The following is a 17511-nucleotide window of genomic DNA, read 5'->3' on the forward strand; positions in this document are numbered from 1 at the left end:
CCGGGCCGGGCAGGCGGCGGGCCGTCAGCGGGCGGCGGCCAGCGCCTCGCGGCAGAGCCGGTCGGCGGTGCGGGTGGTCTCCGGCAGCCGGTACCTCGGCGTGAGCGCGAGCACCCGGGCGCAGGCGTTGTCCAGGCCCATCCGGTGCCCGACGCTGACGAAGACCGGTTTCACCCCGTCCCGGGTGCGCAGCACCCGGCCCACCACCTCCCCGCCGTCACGCAGGGGCGACCAGGCGCCCCGCCCGACGGCCGGCGGCTCCCACTCGCCGACCAGCGGCGTCTTGCCCACCCCGATCGCCGGCAGCCCGGTGACCACGCCCAGGTGGCAGGCGAGCCCGAACCGGCGCGGGTGGGCCAGCCCGTGCCCGTCGCAGACCAGCAGCTCCGGGCGGACGGTCAGCTTCTCCAGCGCGTCCAGCAGCGCGGGCAGTTCCCGGAAGGCGAACAGCCCCGGGACGTAGGCAAAGGCGGGCCGCCCCACGCCGACCGCCCGGTCCACCACGGCCAGCGTCCGGGCATCCAGCACGGTGACGGCCGCCGCGAGCCGGTCGCCGCTCTCGGCGTACGCGACGTCCAGGCCGGCCACCGTCGCGGGCGCGGTGGGACCCGGCCCGACCAGGTCGGCGAGGGGGCGCAACCGGTCCTGTACGGCGAGCGCCTCGGCCTCGGTGCGCGGCCGGGAACCGGTCACCGCTCCCCTTCGGTCCTCACCGGGTTGGGGCCGGTCGAGGCCACAACCGGTCGACGTGTCGGTCATGGGGCGAGCCTGGCCCACCGTTCCCGAGGGCGCAACGGCCAACGCCGGGCGGCGACACACCCGGCCCGGCCCAGCCCGGGTTTTCGCACACCTGTCGGGTAACTTCTTCTGGTCCGAAATTCCGGTCATCGACAGGAGAAGCTCAGCGCATGGGCAAGAAGACGATCCACGTCTCCGACTTCAGCGGCACCGTTCTGCGGCCGGACGACGAGGTGGTCCGCGTCGTGGTGCTGGAGCACCCCGACCTGGTCGCCGGCCCCGTGCAGCTCGACGCCACCACGGCCGAGGTGGAGAGCATCGACGACGCCGCGCTGGACGTCGCGGTGGTGGAGATCCACGACCGCCACGGCGGCGGCGAGCCCCGCCGGGTGGTGCTGACCGCCAGCGAGTTCGACGCGATGGCCACCGACGTGCCGATGGCCCAACTGCTGAAGACCGCCGAGCGGGTCCGCCCGCCCAAGGCCCGCAAGGCCGCCGACAAGCCGGACTACGGCACCATCGAGTACGCCGGCAGGCCGCACCGGGGCCGGGTCACCGAGGAGGAGGCCCGGCTGGTCCGCGAGCAGCTCGACGAGGTCAACAAGCGGCTCGCCGACGCCGGTATCCGGCAGGTCGACCCGGCCGACCCCGAGCACGCGCTCCGCTACGACTTCCCCGCCGCGACCACCACGGCGCCTACGGCCTCCTGAGGCACCTGCCCCCGCCCGCCGGTCGTCAGGACGGCGGGCGGCGGCGCGCAGGGCCCCTCCCCCGCCCCGAGGGCGCGGGAGGGGCCCTTCCTACTCCTGCGCGGCGGCGAGAGCCTCGGCGACGGTGGCCTCGACGGCGGCCCCGTCCACGCCGAGGCCGGTGAGCACGCCGGCGCCGTTCTCCAGTTCCAGCAGGCCCAGCAGGACGTGCTCGGTGCCGACGTGCTGGTGGCCGAGCCGCAGCGCCTCCCGCATGGTGAGTTCGAGTGCCTTTTTGGCACCGCTGTCGTACGGGATCAGGTCGGGCACCGCCCTGGCCGGAGCCGGCAGGGTCACGGTCGCGGCCTCCCGCACCCGCTCCAGCGGTACGCCCTGGGCGACGATTGCCCGCGCGCCCAGGCCGTCGGGCTCGCTGAGCAGCCCGAGCACCAGGTGCTCGGGGCGGATCTCGGCGTTGCCGGCGGCGCGGGCGGCCTCCTGGCCGGCCATCACCACGTTGCGGGCCCGCGGCGTGAAGTTGCCGAACCCGCGGTTGGGGTCGAGGGTCGACGGCTCGGTGGACGCCCTCGGCACGAACCTCTTCTGTGCCGCCTGCTTGCTCACCCCCATGCTGCGGCCGATCTCGGTCCAGGACGCGCCCGAACGGCGGGCCTGGTCGACGAAGTGGCCGATCAGGTGGTCGGCGACGTCGCCGAGGTGGTCGGCCACCACGACCGCCCCGGAGAGCTGGTCGAGGGCGTCGGTGTGGGCCTTCTTGATCGCCGCGATGAGGTCGTCGAGCCGGATCGAAGTGGTCATCTGGACAGGATTCGTCATGCGTCAACTCTAGGTTGACGGCGCCCCCATCGTCAACCTCAAGTTGACGCAGGCAGTGCCGGGCCGGTCCTCCACCGCTAGACTGGCCGCGGGCCGTGACGGGAGGACGCCGTGCGCAGGTACACCTCGCTCGACGTGGACGAGGCTGGCCTCGCCCGGCTGGCGGAGATCGTCGGGCTGGTGGCCGACGATCTCGCCGCCGCCGCGCCACCGGCCACCGGGGACGGGCCCACCACCCCCGGCCGCGCGGCCGGGCGCCCCCCGGCGGCCGGCGGGTCACCGGCCGAGCCCGGGGAAGCAGTCGCCGCCGGGCTGCGCCAGCTCGCCGCCGAGACGCGACAGGTCGCCGACCTGATGCGGGTCGTGGCGGGCTCGGTGACCGCCATCGACGAGATCGTGGCGGAGCAGTTCGCCGCGCTGGCCCGGGACCGACCCGATGACCGGTAGCGGGCCGGCGGCACCGGCCAGCACCGATGCCGACCGCCGCTGGCAGTGGCTGACCGGCGACCGGCCCCCGGCGGAGGCCGGCGGGGACGCGCGGTGGTGGGAGGCTGCCCGCACGGCGCGGGCCGCGGCGGAGGAGCTCAGCCAGGTGCAGCGAGCCCTGCCCGAGCACTGGCGCGCGGGCGAGGGCCGGGACGAGTGCGACGAGCGGCTGCGCCGGCTGGTCCACCGCCTGGAGGAGGCCCACGAGACGTACCGGATCGTCGCGGAGGCGTTGGCCGCCCGCGCCGACGGCTGGACGCTGGCCCGCCGGACGGTGCGGGAGGCCGTCGCGCAGGCGCACCGCGCCGGGCTGGTCGTCGCGCCGGACGGCACGGTCACCTCGCCGACCACCGCCGTGCCGACCATGGCGGTACGGGCGCTCGCCCGTCGCCTCTCGGCCACCGTCGTGACGGCGCTGGCCCGCCTCGACGCGGTGGAGTCGCGGGCCGCCGACCTGATCGCCACCGTCTCGCCGCCGCGCTGACCCCGGCTCCCCTCGACCCGCGCGCCGGTGGGCGCGGGCCGGGATTCAGGGCCGGGCGAGCGCAGTCTGGACCAGCTGGCGGCCCTGCTTGCGCCGGACCAGGATCCCCCGCCCGGGTGGCAGCGGGCGGGGTCGCAGGGTACCCAGGATCTGCCCCTCCTCCGGGCTGCCCGACATCATCAGGCCGGGCGAGCTCAGTTCCCGCAGGCGTTGCAGCACCGGGTCGTAGAGCGCCCGGGCGGCGCCACCCATCCGCCGGGCGACGATCAGGTGCAGGCCGATGTCCCTGGCCTGGGGCAGCAGCTCGACCAGGGCGGTGAGCGGGTTGTTGCCGGCCGAGGCGACCAGGTCGTAGTCGTCGACCACGAGGTAGAGGTCCGGCCCCCGCCACCAGCTCCGGTCGCGTAGCTGGGCGGGGGTGACGTCACCGCCCGGCAGCCGGTTGCGCAGGGCGGTGGAGATCGATTCCAGCGACTGGGCGAACACCTGGTTGGACGGGGCGAACTCGAGCAGGTGCTCGCTCTCGACGGCGTCGAGCAGCCCGCGCCGGTAGTCGGCGACGACCACCCGGGCCTGTTCCGGGGTCTGCCGCGCGACGAGCTGCCGGACGATGAGCCGGAGCAGGTTGGTCTTGCCGCACTCCGGGTCGCCGAAGACGACCAGGTGCGGCTCGGTCTCCAGGTCGAGCAGGACCGGGGCGAGGGTCGCTTCGTCCAGCCCGATCGGCAACCCGGCCGCCACCGGGCCGACCACCCGCTCCAACTCGGCCACCGGCAGCTCACGTGGCAGCAACCGCACCTGCGGCGCCGGCGGGCCGGGCCACGCCCCGGCGACCCGTTCCACCAGCTCGGCCGTGGCGTCGGCGAGGTCCTCGACGTCCCGCCGGCCGTCGACGCGGGGCAGCGCGGCGAGCGACTGGAGCCGGTCCGGGGACAAGCCCCGGCCGGGCGAGTTGACGGGCACCTGGGCCGCCGCCCGGCGGTCGAGGTAGGAGTCGGTCGGGTCGCCGAGCCGCAGTTCCAGCCGGGTCCCGAGCAGGTCCCGCAACACGGGCCGGAGGTCCATCCACCGGCCGGCGCTGAGCACCACGTGCACCCCGAACCCCAGCCCGCGCTCCGCCATCCGGGTCACCACGGCCTCCAGTTCCTCGTACTCCTGGCGCAGGGTGTGCCAGTCGTCGACCACGAGGAACACGTCGCCGTACGGGTCGTCGGCGAACTCGCCGCCCGCGCGCCGCCGCCGGTAGCCGGCCATGGCGAGCCCGTGCGACCGGAACAGCGTCTCCCGCGCCTCCAGGACGCCCTCCACCTCGGCCACCGTCCGGCGGACCGTCTCGGCGTCCCGCCGGCCGGCGATCCCGGACAGGTGCGGCAGCCCCGTGAGGCCACCCAGGGCGCCGCCCAGGTCGAGGCAGAAGAACTGCACCTCGCGCGGGGTGTGGGTGAGCGCCAGGGCGGCGACCAGCGTCCGCAGCAGGGTGCTCTTGCCGGACAGCGGCGCGCCGACCACCACGACGTTGCCGCCGGCGGCGGAGAGCTCGACCACCAGCGGGTCGCGGCGCTGCTCCCGGGGGTTGTCGACGACACCGACGGGGACGGTGAGCGGGGCCCGGTGATCCCGTTCGACGGGCCGCAGGCCGTGCTCCGGGTCGACAGCCAGCGGCCCCAGCAGCTCGCCGACGCCCGGCGACTCGGCCAGCGGCGGCAGCCAGACCTGGTGCGCGGGCGGCCCGACCTCCCGGAGCCGGGCCACCAGGATGCTCGTGACGTCCCGCCCGGCGAGCTCCATGGGCAGCGGCTCGCCGTCGCGGTCGCGGGCACCGAGCGGGCCCGAGACGTACGTGGCCCGGAACCGGGTCATGGTGGTGCTGTCCGACTTCAGGTAGCCGTGCCCCGGCGCGTTCGGCAGCTCGTACGCGTCGGAGTTGCCCAGCACCGCCCGGCTCTCCATCGCGGAGAACGTCCGCAGCCCGATCCGGTACGACAGGTGGATGTCGAGCCCGCGCAGCCGGCCCTCCTCCAGCCGCTGGCTGGCCAGCAGCAGGTGGATGCCCAGCGACCGGCCGAGCCGCCCGATCTGCACGAAGACGTCGATGAAGTCGGGCCGGGCGGTCAGCAGCTCGGAGAACTCGTCGCAGACGACCAGCAGCACCGGCAACTCCCGCAACGGCCGCCCGGCCGCCCGGGCCTGCTCGTAGTCCCACCAGCTACCGCAGCCGGCGGCGCGCAGCAACTCCTGCCGGCGCTGCACCTCCCCGGAGAGCGCGTCGGCCATCCGGTCGACCAGCGAGAGGTCGTCGGCGAGATTGGTGATCACGGCGCTGACGTGCGGCAGCTCGCTCAGCGCCGCGAAGGTCGCCCCGCCCTTGAAGTCGATCAGGACGAGGTTGAGCCGGGCCGAGGAGTGCCGGGCCGCGAGCGCCACCACGATGGTCCGCAGCAACTCGCTCTTGCCGGAGCCGGTGGCCCCGATCAGCAGCCCGTGCGGCCCCATCCCGCCCCGGGCCGCCTCCTTGAGGTCGAGCAGCACCGGCGCGCCGGCCGGGTCGACGCCGATCGGCACCCGCAGGTGCTCCGCGCCCAACGGCGCGTCGCCCCCGGCGTAGGCGGACAGCGCGCGGTAGTCCGGGAGGCCGAGGGTGGTCAGCAGGTCGTCCGGCCGTTCCCCGGGCTGCCGCCGGCCGTCCGGGGTGGACCCGCCCGACCGGACACCCGGCTCCGCACCGGCCCACGCCTCGGCGATCAGCGCCACCATCGCGGCCACGCCCTCCGGGCCCGCGCCGCCGAGCGCGGCGGCGGGTTCGGCGCCGCCGGGGGCCAGGTCGGGCAGGGCGATGCGGAAGGTACGCCGGCCGTGCAGGGCCCAGCCCGGCAGGTTCATCGGCAGCCGGGCCGCCTGGTCGGGGTTGATCCGCGACTCCTGCGGCTGGGACAGCCGGGTCTCGATCCGGGCCTGGGGAAGTTCGAGCAGTTCCTCGGGGATCACCCGCCAGCTCCGCTCGACCACGGCGACGTGCACGCCGTACCCCAGGCCCTTGTTGGCCAGGTCGACCACCCGCGCGGTGAAGTCGGGCAGCAGGGTGGCGAAGTCCTGCCAGCGATCCACCACCAGGAAGACGTCCGGGTGCGGGCCGGCGCCGAGGGTGGCCCGGCTGGCCCGCAGGCTCGACGGCGACTCCAGCCCGTGCCGGCGGAACAACTGCTTGCGGCCCAGCACCTCCTGTTCCAGGTCGTCCAGCAGCTTGGCGACCTCGGCGACCTGGTCGTCACCGAGGACCTCGCGGACGTGCGGCAGCCTGCTCATCGCCCCGAGCAGGTTCCCCCCGGACTCCAGGCAGTAGAACGCCACCTCGTCGTGGGTGTGGGTGAGCGCGAGCCCGCCGATGACGGTCCGCAGCAGGGACGTCTTGCCGGTACCGGTGCGCCCGACCACGAGGAGGTGCCCCTCGGCGGAGGCGAGGTCGAGCCAGACCGGCTCCCCGGCGGGCTGGTCGACCCGGTGGGCCTGGCCGACCGGCACCCGCAGCAGCCCGCGCCGCCGCCAGTCGACCGCGCAGAGCTTCACGTCGTCGGTGGGTTCCAGCGCACCGAGCAGGTCACCGAGCCGGAGGGCCCGCTGGTCGCGTCGCGGCCACTGGCGGTGCTGCCCGTCCCGGGACAGCGCGATGTGGATATCGTCGCTGACCTGCCCGAACTGGCACGGCGACTGGGTGGTGGTCCGCCGGGGCAGCTCCATCCGCACGTACCGGGCCAGGTCGTCGGGGGTGATCCGGCCCTGGCCGGTCAGGTCGGCGGCGCCGGTGCTCAGCCCCTGGATGACCGTCTCGGTGAAGGCCGAGCGGCGCCCCGGCGACGTCTCGGACGCCGGCCGGCCGTCGTCGGCCCGCTCCACCGAGTTGGTGGCGGTGATGACGTACCGGCCGTTGCCCGCGTGCAGCTCGCCGTCGATGGCCAGGTCGTCGACGGTCTTCAGGCCGTGCCCCTCGAACGCCCCGCTGTAGCAGCAGTCGAGCAGGAGCACGGAGCTGGCCGCGTCGGACTCGTCCAGCAGTTCCCGGATGAGGGACGCGGACACGGACGTCGACAGCAGGCGGTCCCGTTCGGTGTTGGCCACGGCCAGGTAGAGCCGGCCCTTCTTGCCGCTGCGCAGACCGTGGCCGGAGAAGTAGAGCAGGACGAGATCCTCCGGGCCGGCGGCCCGCAGCATCGCCTCGAGGGCCCGCTCGATGGTGCTCTTCGACTCGTTCTCCAGCAGTTCGGTGTGGTCGAAGGCGCCCACGTCGGGGTCGGCCAGCAGGCTCAGCAGGTCCCGCGCCTCCTGGCGGGGCGAGAACAGGTTGCTCAGCGACTCGTCGATGTAGCGGTCGTTGGCGATCAGCAGGGCCCGTCGCTGTCCCACCGGTCAGCCCCGGGGTGACCCGCCCCGGGCGGCACCGGCGCCGTCGGCGGACCCGGGGGCAGCGCGGCGGCGCCGTCCGTGGGCCCCGGGGGCAGCACGGCGGCGGACGCCCCGGCGCCGGGGTCCGCGCCCAGCAACGCGGCCAGTTGCGTCACCAGTGCCTCGTCGACCTTCGTCGACCCGCTGATCACCAGCTCGCCGTCGCCCCGGCGCAGCCGGATGGAACGCGCCTTCGCCCGGTCGGCGTAGGCCACCGCGATCAGCGCGATCGTCCGCATCGTGGTCGCGGAGAAGACGCCGCCGACCACCAACATGCCCAGCTCCCAGGCCTGCTGGGACTTGCCGTGGGTGGTGACCGGGGACTGGGCGTGCGCGACCCGCAGCCCCCGCACGGTCCGTAGATCCTCCGCGAGCCCGTGGGCCAACTCGTCGACCCGTTCGGCGGAAACGGCCGCCGCAGGCTCCACCAGCAGGGAAAGCTCGGACACGCGCACCTCCCGGACGACGAGTGTCTACATTCAACACCACCCGGGCCAACGCAGCCGCCCCACCGGCGCGGCGCCCACGCGGCCACCACACGACCCGGTGCCGGCTCCGGCGGCTCAGTGCCGCTGCGCGGGCGATGCGGTCGCCACCACCGCACGGCCGTATACGGTGTCCGGTGCGGCCGGCGAGCGGGCGGGTGAACTCGGGCAGACCGCCCCGGGGTGCGGTCCAGCTGTGGGAGGGTTCGGCATCATGCGTCTTCACGTGGGCTGCGCGATGTGGACCCACAAGTCATGGCAGGGCCGGCTCCTGGCGCATCCCCTTGCACCGCACGAGCGCCTGCGTCACTACGCCGGTTGGTGCAGCGCGGTCGAGGGGAACACGACGTTCTACGCGACCCCGGCCAGGGAGACCGTGACGTCGTGGGGGCAGCAGACCGACCCCGACTTCCGGTTCGTACTCAAGCTGCCCAAGCTCATCACGCACGAACGCCGGCTCACCGACGTCGACGAGGCGGTCCGGGGCTTCCTGGACGCGATCGAGCCACTCGGACCGCGGGCCCACGCCCTCTGGATCCAACTGCCGGGATCGTTCGCCCCCACCGACGTCCCCGCGCTCGCCCGCTTCCTGCGCCGGCTCCCCGAGTCCCACCGGTACGCCGTGGAGGTTCGTCACCCCGCGTTCTTCGACGACCCCCGCTCGACGCGGCTTCTGGAGGACGCGCTCACGACCGCAGGTGCCGAGTGGATCCCGTTCGACACCACCGCGTTCTTCCGCAGCCCGCCGACCAGCGACGCGGAGCGGGAAGCGTGGACCAGGAAGCCGCGCATGCCGCTCCGGTCGCTCGCGCTCACCGACCGGCCGATCGTCCGGTACCTGGGCCGCGACGCCGCCGCGCAGACGATCGAGGGCTGGCAGCACTGGATCGACGTCGCCGTCGAGTGGCTGCGCGAGGGTCGCTCACCCACCATGTTCATCCACACGCCGGACAACGCCGACGCGCCCGTGCTCGCCCGCCGCTTCCACGACGACGTCCGGGCGCGCGTGCCCGAACTGGATCCGCTGCCCCAGCCGATACCGGTCGAGCCCCTGACTCTCTTCTGATCGCTGCCGGTCGCCGCCGACCGCCCCGCGCGGGGCGCTGTCGACGGTGGCAGAGCAGGCGCTTCACATGTCTCCCAGCGGCGGTGGCACGGTAGAGAAAAGGACAGAGCCGCAGCCGTCAAGGTGGCGCAGGAGGAACGGGGCACTCCACGGGCAACCGGGACCGGCGGGCCGAAAAGAAGCTGCGCGCCCTCTCTGGTAGAGAGAACGCGCAGGTTATTGCTGGTGCGCCGCCAGGGACTCGAACCCCGAACCCGCGGATTAAGAGTCCGCTGCTCTGCCAGTTGAGCTAGCGGCGCTCGTTGGCAACGGGGAGAACATTAGCACGACGTCCGAAGCGCGTTCCAATCCGATACCCGGCTCCCCCCTTCGGGCACGCTTACCGGACATAACCCGCTAAATCTCGCGCTCCAATGACGTACAGGCGGCACATCCTGGCCCCCATGCGGCACGATGTCCGCCAGGTACGCGAGACAGGGGTGGGAATGGGCAGGTTCGCGCGGGCCGGGGCGAAGGTGGGCGCCCTGAGCCTGATGGCGTCGCTGGCACTGACCGGGTGCGGGGACGACCAGAAGAAGGCGGAGTTCGTCGACGGTGCCCCCTCCGTCGGCAGCAGCGTCGCTGCGGAATCGGGGACCGCCCCGGCGGAGCCGGGCACCAGCTCCGGCCCGCCGCTCACGGTCAGCCCGGCGGACGGGGCCAAGAACAGGCCGGTCAGCGCCGAGATCTCCGCGGATATCCCCGAGGGCGGCAAGGTCACCGATGTCGCCCTGACCGCCGCCAACGGCGACAAGGTCGCGGGCCGCTGGCGCGTCGACGGCTCGTCGTGGGTGCCGAACAGCGCCCTGAAGTACGGCACCCGCTACACGGCCGTGGTCACGGCCGCCGGCGAGGGGGGCCAGACCCGACAGGGCACCAGCACCTTCACCACGATGGCCAAGCCGAAGTCGACGATCACCTCCGGGCTCTACCTGTTCAGCGACAAGACGTACGGCGTCGGAATGCCGGTGGTCGCCGAGTTCCACCCGGGCATCCCGGCCAAGGACCGGAAGGCGGTGCAGAAACGGATGTTCGTGCGCACCGACCCGCCGCAGCCGGGTGCGTGGCACTGGGTCTCCAACGGCACGCAGGCGTACTACCGGGCTCCGGAGTACTGGAAGCCCGGCACCACGATCACGGTACGGATCGCGCTGGCCGGCATCCCGCTGAGCAACGGCAAGTACGGCAACGTCGACCGGAGCGCCACCGCCAAGATCGGCCGGTCGTTCGTCATGAAGGTCGACAACGCCACCAAGAAGATGACCGTCTACGAGGACGGCCAGGTCGTCCGCACGATCCCGGTCAGCCTGGGCAAGAAGAGCACCCCGTCCTCCAGCGGCACCATGGTCGTCATGGAGAAGAAGGAGTCGACGGTCTTCGACACCCGGGACGATCCCAACCCGGCCAACCGCTACGTCACGGAGATCGACTTCGCCCAGCGGCTGACCTGGGGCGGCGAGTACATCCACGCCGCGCCGTGGTCCGAGCACGTGCAGGGGCGGCAGAACGTGTCGCACGGCTGCGTGAACGTCTCGATGGCGCAGGCGAAGTGGCTCTTCTCGCAGACCAAGGTCGGTGACCCGATCACCATCAAGGGCACCGAGCGCAAGCTCACCCCCGGCAACGGCTGGACGGCCTGGAGCATGAGCTGGGCCGAGTTCGTCAAGGGCAGCGCGCTGCCCGTGCCGGAGGGCGGCGCCGGCCCGGCCCTGGCCTGACACGACGACCGCCGCGGGAGGGCGGGGCACCCGACTTCGGGTACCCCCGCCCTCCCGCCGTTTAGGAACAGTGCTCGCAAAAACCGGTGTTTTATCAGCATTCGGACATGATGGTCCGCGTGTTTCTCTTCACCCCCCGCAACGGGTACGTGTTCCCGTGCGTCAGTGAGAGACGATGGGCAACCGGGGCACCACGACAGTGAGGGAATCATGCGCGCGACCCAGGACCAGCTGACCCGGCGGGACGGCCGCCGCCGGATGTTCGCGGCGGGGCTGCTCGCCGCCGTACTGGCACTCACCTCCGCCTGCACGAACGACAGCGGCGAGGGCAAGTCGCCGGCCTGGCAGGGCGGTGGGGAGAGCGCACCGAAGGCGTCCGCCACCATCACCGAGCCCGCGGCCGACGCCAAGAACGTGCCGGCGTCCACCGGCATCGCCTTCACCGCCAAGGACGCGAAGGACACCACCGTCGAGCTGAAGGACTCCGCCGGCGGGGCCGTCGAGGGCAACCTCGCCGCCGACGGCGGGAACTGGCTGCCGAAGGGCGCCCTGAAGTACGGCGAGACCTACACCGCGACCGTCACCGCCACCGGGGACGACGGCAAGCCGGCGCAGACGACCAGCACCTTCACCACGATGGCGAAGCCGAGCAAGCAGGTCCGGATCAGCAGCTTCCTCGGCGACGGCCAGGTCGTCGGCGTCGGCATGCCGCTCATCGTGAAGTTCAGCCGGGCCGTCCCGCAGGACTACCGCGACGACGTCCAACGCCGGATGACGGTGACCTCCACGCCCGCCCAGGAGGGGATCTGGCACTGGGTCAGCCCCACCGAGATCCGGTACCGGCCAAAGGAGTTCTGGAAGGCCGGCACTGCCATCTCGTACCGGATCCAGGCCGGCGGCCTCCCCCTCGGCGACGGCTGGTACGGCCGGGCCGACCTGGCGGTCGACATCAAGACCGGCCCGGCAGTGATCATGACGGTCGACAACAAGACCAAGCGGATGACGGTCACCAAGGACGGAAAGGTGACCAAGACGGTACTGGTCAGTCTGGGCAAGAAGAGCACCCCGTCCTCCAGCGGCACCATGGTCGTCATCGAGAAGCTACGCAAGACGGTCTTCGACACCTTCGAGGAGTTGGGCCCCGAGGAGGGCTACCGCACGAAGATCGACTACGCCCAGCGGCTCACCTGGGGCGGTGAGTTCATCCACGCCGCCCCCTGGTCGGAGGGGCAGCAGGGCAGCGTCAACGTCTCACACGGCTGCGTGAACGTCTCGATGAAGGACGGCGCCTGGCTGTTCGCCAACACCCGGGTCGGCGACCCGATCACCGTCAAGGGCACCGAGCGCAAGCTCGCCAACGGCAACGGCTGGACCGACTGGAACATGAGTTGGGCCGAGTACGTCAAGGGCAGTGCCCTGCCGTACGACCCAGACGCCGCCGCCTCCCCGAGCGCCGAGGCCACCCCCGACGACACCACCGAGACCCCCAGCGCCGAGCCGACCACCTGACCGACAGCCCCGGACACGACGAAGGCCCCCTCCGAGCGGAGGGGGCCTTCGTGTGACGGGTGACTGATGGGAATTGAACCCACGACAACCGGGACCACAACCCGGTGCTCTGCCAACTGAGCTACAGCCACCATGCTCCCCGCGCCGGCTGAGCCGGGCGGCGTGCGGACTAATAATAGCCACACCCCCGCCACCCACGTCCACCGGGTTCACATCCCGCGGGCGCACGACCCCGGACGCCAGTAGATCTTGGCGTGAACGGCCGCATCGGGGACCACGAGATAGGTTCGGTCCCGCCGGGATGCCAGAAGGGCGAGTGCCTGCCGCACTAGAGGGCAGCGATGGTCGGGTCCGCGCCGGGATCGCCCTCCCGTTGCAACTGCTCTTCGAACATGACGAAGGTCTTCCGCCTGATGCCCCGCACCAGCGCCGCCTCCCGCTCCGTAAGCCGGCGGCCCTGCCGCGCCCCTGCATCGACGATCGCCTTGACGGTCTCGTACAGAGCGAAGATCGGTCCCTGCCCCGACAGATAGCGGCCCCGGTACGCTTCGACCTCCTGCACGAACCGATCGGGTGAAATCGTGAACACCTCGCCGCCAACGGCGAAGACTATCTCCTCGAAAAGATCGTTTTCCTGGAGCCAACCGCCAGTGTCTATAGACACACGCCACACTTGGGCGCCGCCGTCAACTGAAGTCACGATCTTGACGGGCGAAGCATAGTAACGATAATAGGATGGTAGAACCAGATCAGACTTGGCATTCATTTGACATTCCCTACAGGGCCGACTTCAGCGCGTTCCAGAACAGTTGCCGCTGGCGCGCCAGAATACCGTCAACCATCGCCCGCTCTCGGATTGTCAACTCCCGGCCGTCTCGGCGTGCCAGAGACTCCAGGTCTCGCTTCACCTCATAGAGAGAATGTTCCCAAACCGCCACCTTGTCCAGGGCCGCCAGATGCAGCCGAAGCTCGGCCAGGTGCCCGTTTGACATCCTGAGAATCAGCTGGACGTCGCGGTACCCACTCTTCTGCGGGACCTGGAAGCGGTCATCGTACCTGACGATCCGAACCGCCGGGTGATCACGCAATCGCTCGAGAGCCGCGTACACGTGATCGAGTGAGTCGAACTCGACCTTCGCTCCAGCTAGGTCGAGCAACTGGGAGGCGTCTCCCTCATACTTCTTTATCTTGTCCTCCGCACGCTGCCTCCTCTTGGGCTCAGCCCGCCAACCGGCATGACCGACCTCTCGGCCGCCGTCATATGCAAGACCCGTTGCCAGCGCCACCAATTCTTTCTGCGCAACTGCCGCAGCCTCATAGAGGCCATCAAGGTACGAGGATCGGTATGCCGCATCTGCGCGTCGCCCTTGATCGAAACCCGGCTGAGCAATATCGCCATATTCGAGATTGACGCTCGCACTAATTTCCCGCTGACGAGGAGTCAGGGGTGTCGGTTGTGGCTCCGGAGTGATTTGTGGAGCCTTTGAAATCGAAGCATCCTCATCGATCGCATCCGCAACGGATTCCAGCACCGCAATCGCACTGTCATGGCTTGCGAGGTGGTGCAGCGTCATCGGACGCGCAGTCAACGAGTCGGCCAGTTCCGGCGTTGCCTGGATCATCCGCGCCAGGCTGGGCTTGGCCGCCAACTGCTTCACCAATGTCTCGGCGAACAGCGGCCCACCCGGCGGTGACTTCCAGGTGTCCTCAAGCATCTGCCGGACCCGATGGTCCCCGAAGAGCCTTGCCACGTCCTGCGCGGCAACCTCGTCAAGGTGTGGAACGAGTCGACACAGCGTCGGCCCGTCCAGTTGGTCGGCGAGCTCGGCCGGTGTGACACCAGCAGCAAGGATCTGGTCGAGGTCGGAGCTGGCCGCGACGATGTCCGTCGGTGTGATCCTGTCCGACTCCATCTGCACACGAGCCGCCACACGGGACTGCCGGACGACCCTCTCTGCGGCGGAATGCTCCTCCTCTGGTCCCGCAGCAGGTTGATCCCCTTGGAGCCCGGGGCCCACGGGCTCCGGAGACCCCGGGTCGCCCGACCCCGGGCCTTCAAGCAAATGCATCCGGTTGACGTACAGATCGTCGTCCGACGGGTCATCGGAACCGGGCTGCCGCTCCCGCGCCCTGTCCACCGGCGAGGGCTGCTCATCGGGCCGCTGGCTGAACCTCCCCGGCCCGGCCCCCGCCAGCGGCATCGCTCGACCGTCCGGGCCGAGGACCAGGGCGTCGATCCCCCTCACGTTGAACGGGGCCGGCAATCCGCTGTGCGTGTACAGGGGCAGGTCCGAGACGGCACCGCTCTGCGGGTCCAGGTAGAGCACGCTCCCGTGCTGGTTGAGCGCCACCCAGGCGTGCGACCCACCCCCCTCGTACGAGGTGATGAGGAACGCGTAGCTGCCGTGGCCGCCCGCCCGCAACTGGCCCTCCAGGGTGCCGAACCCCCGGTTGACTGTGCTCCAGGCGTCGTCCGGCGATGCGTCATCGGCGGGCTCGGCAAGTTGCTGGAAGCGTCCCCCGGTGGCGTCTTCCACCCGCCCAGGGCCGTCGATCTCACCACCGAGGGGCCGGTTGACGTCCCCGGCGGCGTACCCGTCGAAGGTGCGGGGTGCCGAGACCCGAGGACGACCATGCATCCACGTCTCGTAGAGGGAGAGGGTGCAGTCCAGGCAGTTGATGCCCCGGGTGGGGTCGGCGGCCGGGCCACCATCGTTGGCCAGCCGGAACCAGCTGCCCTGCCGGGGGTCGGCGGTCCGTAGGACCTGCCCACCTGCGTCCCGGGGCACAGCCTGTTCGAGGTCTGAATGATGCAGCGCCAATGGCGGGCGCAGCCCGCCCCACTGCCCGTAGCGGCGGGACCGGTCGATCGGCGGCGGGTCGTCGTCACCGGTCAACGCCGAGGGACCGCCGGCCTCCACGGTGGGCAGGACGAGCGAGGGGTCGTCGGTGTTGATCGAGTAGAAGTCGAGGGGATTGGTGACCTCGACGTACTCCGGGACCACCGTTCCAGCCAGCACCGCCTCGCCCAGGTCCCGCGCCCCGTAGCTCGCCCGCACGTCCACCGTCGCCAGGTTCTGCCACGACGTCGCGAGGTAGCCCTTGCCCTGGCGTTCCAGCCGCACCGCATAGGAGGCGTATTCGCTGGCACGGCGCTCCAGGAAGGCGGCCCGGTCCCGCAGTTGACGGGCCTCCTCGTTCCGGCGGTTGTCCTCGTGCAGGGCCCGATGCTGCTGGAAACGCTCGCTGTAGCGGCGCCGGTCGGCGGCCCCACGGTCGGCTTCCCGCTTGGCGGCGTACCACTCGGGGGACCTCGGTTGCGGTCCGCTGGCCCGGCCCGGGCCTGCGGTGACCGACCCTGCCAGCGGGTGCGCGACGTCCACCGGCCTGGCCGGGGTGCCGCCGCTCCCGCCGGCGACGGGCGGCGTGTGCACGGCCGGTGATGTGCTCGGCGGCGGCCCGGCGTGAGGACCGGCCCCGTCGGCGGCGGTGCCCCCGCTGGTGGTTGGCAGGCCTGGGGTCGCTCCCCGCGTCTCGGAGGAAGCGACATCGACGGGGGTCACGGACGACAGCGTCGGGTCGGCCGCCGCGCGGACCGCTGGCGGCCCGTCCGTCGCGCTCCCGGCGGGCTGCGACGGCGCCACGCCCCCAGCGTTCCCCTCCGCCAGCACCGCTGGCGCCGACGCGGCCTGCACGTCCGTAGACGCGACGGATGACGGCGGGAACAGCGGCTGCCCGGCGTCCGCCCCGTGACGGGCCGAAGCGGGATCCTGGGCGGCTCCCGCCACCCTGGCCTCGACCGCCGTGGCACCGGCGGAGGATGTACCTGCCCCGTTCCCCGCGACGTCACCAGCGAGCTGCACCCGGAGATCGCCGGACGGGACCACGGCCGGGACGGGGGGACCGTCCGAGCCGGAATGGGACAACAGACCACCGTCAACGGCTTGGACCAGGGGAAGCGGGTCCCCGAGGTCGACCGGGGCGAAGGACGCCCCGGCGAGGGCCGCCATCCGACCGTCGAGCCGGTGGCGCAGCGCCGCGTCGGTCTGTCCGGTGGCCGATCCGGTGGCGCCCGACGCCGCCGCCCGCGCGGCTTCCTCCAGAGACACCGGGCCCTGGCCGGTGGCCAGGCTGGCCGCCTGTTCGGCGATCACCTCACCGGTCATCTCCCGGCCGAAGTGCTCGCCGACCCGCGCCGCCCGCCCGGTCGTGTGCCGCCCGAGACCGGCCAGCGGCGCCACCGCCCCGCCCGCCAGGCCGCCGAGGGCGGACATTCCCGCGTCCGCCAGGTCCAGGCCGTGCCGGCGGCCGGTCGTGTTCTGGTACGCCTGCGTGGCGAGCGTGACCCCGGACTCCTCGGCCGCCTCCGCCAGCCCACCGAGCGCCGCCTTGCGGGCCAGCCCCCGCACGCCGCCCTCGGCCACCTGCTTGGCGGCGCGCTCACCGGCCTCCTTGAGGCCCCGCTTAAGAGTCTTGCGGGCCAGCTGGGCCATCAGCCGCTTGAATATCTGCTGCACGACGAACCGGCTCGCGGTGATCGCGGCTCCGGCGGCGGGTGAGGCGGCGCCCGCGGTGAGCACCGTCGCCACGGCCAACGAAAGCAGCTCGATGACGAGGATGCCCAGCTCGATCCAGACCTCGAGCTTCGCCCCCTCGATGTCGCAGCCGCACTCCTCGACCAGCCGGCCGAGGTCGCCGCTGACGGCCAGCAGGACCGGCAGCGGTGCCTCGTCGCCGTCGGCCACCCGCCGCCACGCGGCGTCGAACGCCTCGGCCACCGCCCCGAGGCCGCCGTACCCGCTGCGCACCTCGCCGGCGGCGGCGATCGCGTCCCTGTGCGGCCCGGCCAGGGCCTCGGCCACGCCGTACCACTGGTCGGCGAGGTCCCAGACCGCCCGCTCGTCGCCCTCCGGCCACTCCACGCCGATCACCCAGTCGAGGGCCTCGTAGACCCAGCCGGGCAGCTCCCACGGCGAGTAGTCGAGCGGGTGCGGGATCGGGCTCGGCAGCAGGCTCACGGCGT

At 72.3% G+C, this 17511-nt stretch carries 12 protein-coding genes and 2 tRNA genes; 6 read left to right on the top strand and 8 right to left on the bottom strand.

What is annotated here, in order from left to right:
- Positions 1-24: 24 nt before the first annotated feature.
- Positions 25-693, bottom strand: coding sequence for an endonuclease V (locus OOK41_RS28585; RefSeq protein ID WP_117665807.1), 669 nt, complete (start codon positions 691-693; stop codon positions 25-27).
- Between the two features lie 215 nt (positions 694-908).
- On the opposite strand from OOK41_RS28585, the gene OOK41_RS28590 reads away from it, so the two are divergent.
- A complete protein-coding gene (locus OOK41_RS28590) occupies positions 909-1448 on the top strand; it encodes a hypothetical protein (protein ID WP_266267360.1) in 540 nt (179 codons plus the stop codon).
- A gap of 90 nt (positions 1449-1538) precedes the next feature.
- Here OOK41_RS28590 and OOK41_RS28595 read toward each other — a convergent pair whose 3' ends face one another.
- Positions 1539-2264, bottom strand: coding sequence for a Clp protease N-terminal domain-containing protein (locus OOK41_RS28595; RefSeq protein WP_266267361.1), 726 nt, complete (start codon positions 2262-2264; stop codon positions 1539-1541).
- Between the two features lie 111 nt (positions 2265-2375).
- On the opposite strand from OOK41_RS28595, the gene OOK41_RS28600 reads away from it, so the two are divergent.
- Both OOK41_RS28600 and OOK41_RS28605 read left to right on the top strand, forming a co-directional pair.
- Positions 2376-2711: a hypothetical protein gene (locus tag OOK41_RS28600; protein ID WP_266267362.1), complete on the top strand. Its 336-nt coding sequence runs from the start codon at positions 2376-2378 to the stop codon at positions 2709-2711.
- Positions 2701-3234 carry a hypothetical protein gene (locus tag OOK41_RS28605; protein ID WP_117665799.1) on the top strand — a complete coding sequence of 178 codons (534 nt, stop codon included), beginning with the start codon at positions 2701-2703 and terminating at the stop codon, positions 3232-3234. The genes OOK41_RS28600 and OOK41_RS28605 overlap by 11 nt, the downstream gene beginning before the upstream one ends.
- Before the next feature lie 45 nt (positions 3235-3279).
- On the opposite strand, the gene eccCb is transcribed toward OOK41_RS28605, so the two are convergent.
- Together eccCb and OOK41_RS28615 are read right to left on the bottom strand one after the other, a co-directional pair.
- Positions 3280-7632, bottom strand: a complete 4353-nt coding sequence (eccCb, locus tag OOK41_RS28610) for a type VII secretion protein EccCb (protein ID WP_266267363.1) — start codon at positions 7630-7632, stop codon at positions 3280-3282.
- Positions 7608-8120 carry a hypothetical protein gene (locus OOK41_RS28615; RefSeq protein WP_266267364.1) on the bottom strand — a complete coding sequence of 171 codons (513 nt, stop codon included), beginning with the start codon at positions 8118-8120 and terminating at the stop codon, positions 7608-7610. The genes eccCb and OOK41_RS28615 overlap by 25 nt, the downstream gene beginning before the upstream one ends.
- Positions 8121-8394: 274 nt before the next feature.
- On the opposite strand from OOK41_RS28615, the gene OOK41_RS28620 reads away from it, so the two are divergent.
- Complete coding sequence (locus OOK41_RS28620; RefSeq protein WP_266268028.1) at positions 8395-9222, top strand: DUF72 domain-containing protein; 828 nt, start codon at positions 8395-8397, stop codon at positions 9220-9222.
- A 223-nt stretch (positions 9223-9445) separates the two neighbouring features.
- Here OOK41_RS28620 and OOK41_RS28625 read toward each other — a convergent pair.
- A tRNA-Lys gene (locus OOK41_RS28625) sits at positions 9446-9521 on the bottom strand.
- Positions 9522-9707: 186 nt separating this feature from the next.
- Here OOK41_RS28625 and OOK41_RS28630 point away from each other — a divergent pair.
- Positions 9708-10979 carry an Ig-like domain-containing protein gene (locus OOK41_RS28630; protein WP_117665751.1) on the top strand — a complete coding sequence of 424 codons (1272 nt, stop codon included), beginning with the start codon at positions 9708-9710 and terminating at the stop codon, positions 10977-10979.
- Positions 10980-11189: 210 nt separating this feature from the next.
- A complete protein-coding gene (locus OOK41_RS28635; RefSeq protein ID WP_266267365.1) occupies positions 11190-12488 on the top strand; it encodes an Ig-like domain-containing protein in 1299 nt (432 codons plus the stop codon).
- A 58-nt stretch (positions 12489-12546) separates the two neighbouring features.
- Here OOK41_RS28635 and OOK41_RS28640 read toward each other — a convergent pair.
- The 3 genes from OOK41_RS28640 to OOK41_RS28650 all read right to left on the bottom strand — a co-directional run bounded on the left by OOK41_RS28640 (position 12547) and on the right by OOK41_RS28650 (position 17506).
- Positions 12547-12619: transfer RNA gene (locus OOK41_RS28640), tRNA-His, on the bottom strand.
- 197 nt (positions 12620-12816) lie between these two features.
- On the bottom strand, positions 12817-13254 hold the full coding sequence (locus OOK41_RS28645; protein ID WP_266267366.1) for a hypothetical protein: 438 nt from the start codon (positions 13252-13254) through the stop codon (positions 12817-12819).
- Between the two features lie 10 nt (positions 13255-13264).
- A complete protein-coding gene (locus tag OOK41_RS28650) occupies positions 13265-17506 on the bottom strand; it encodes a toxin glutamine deamidase domain-containing protein (protein ID WP_266267367.1) in 4242 nt (1413 codons plus the stop codon).
- Between the last annotated feature and the right edge of the window lie 5 nt (positions 17507-17511).

It is taken from the genome of Micromonospora sp. NBC_01655 (assembly GCF_026339755.1).
GTDB lineage: Bacteria > Actinomycetota > Actinomycetes > Mycobacteriales > Micromonosporaceae > Micromonospora.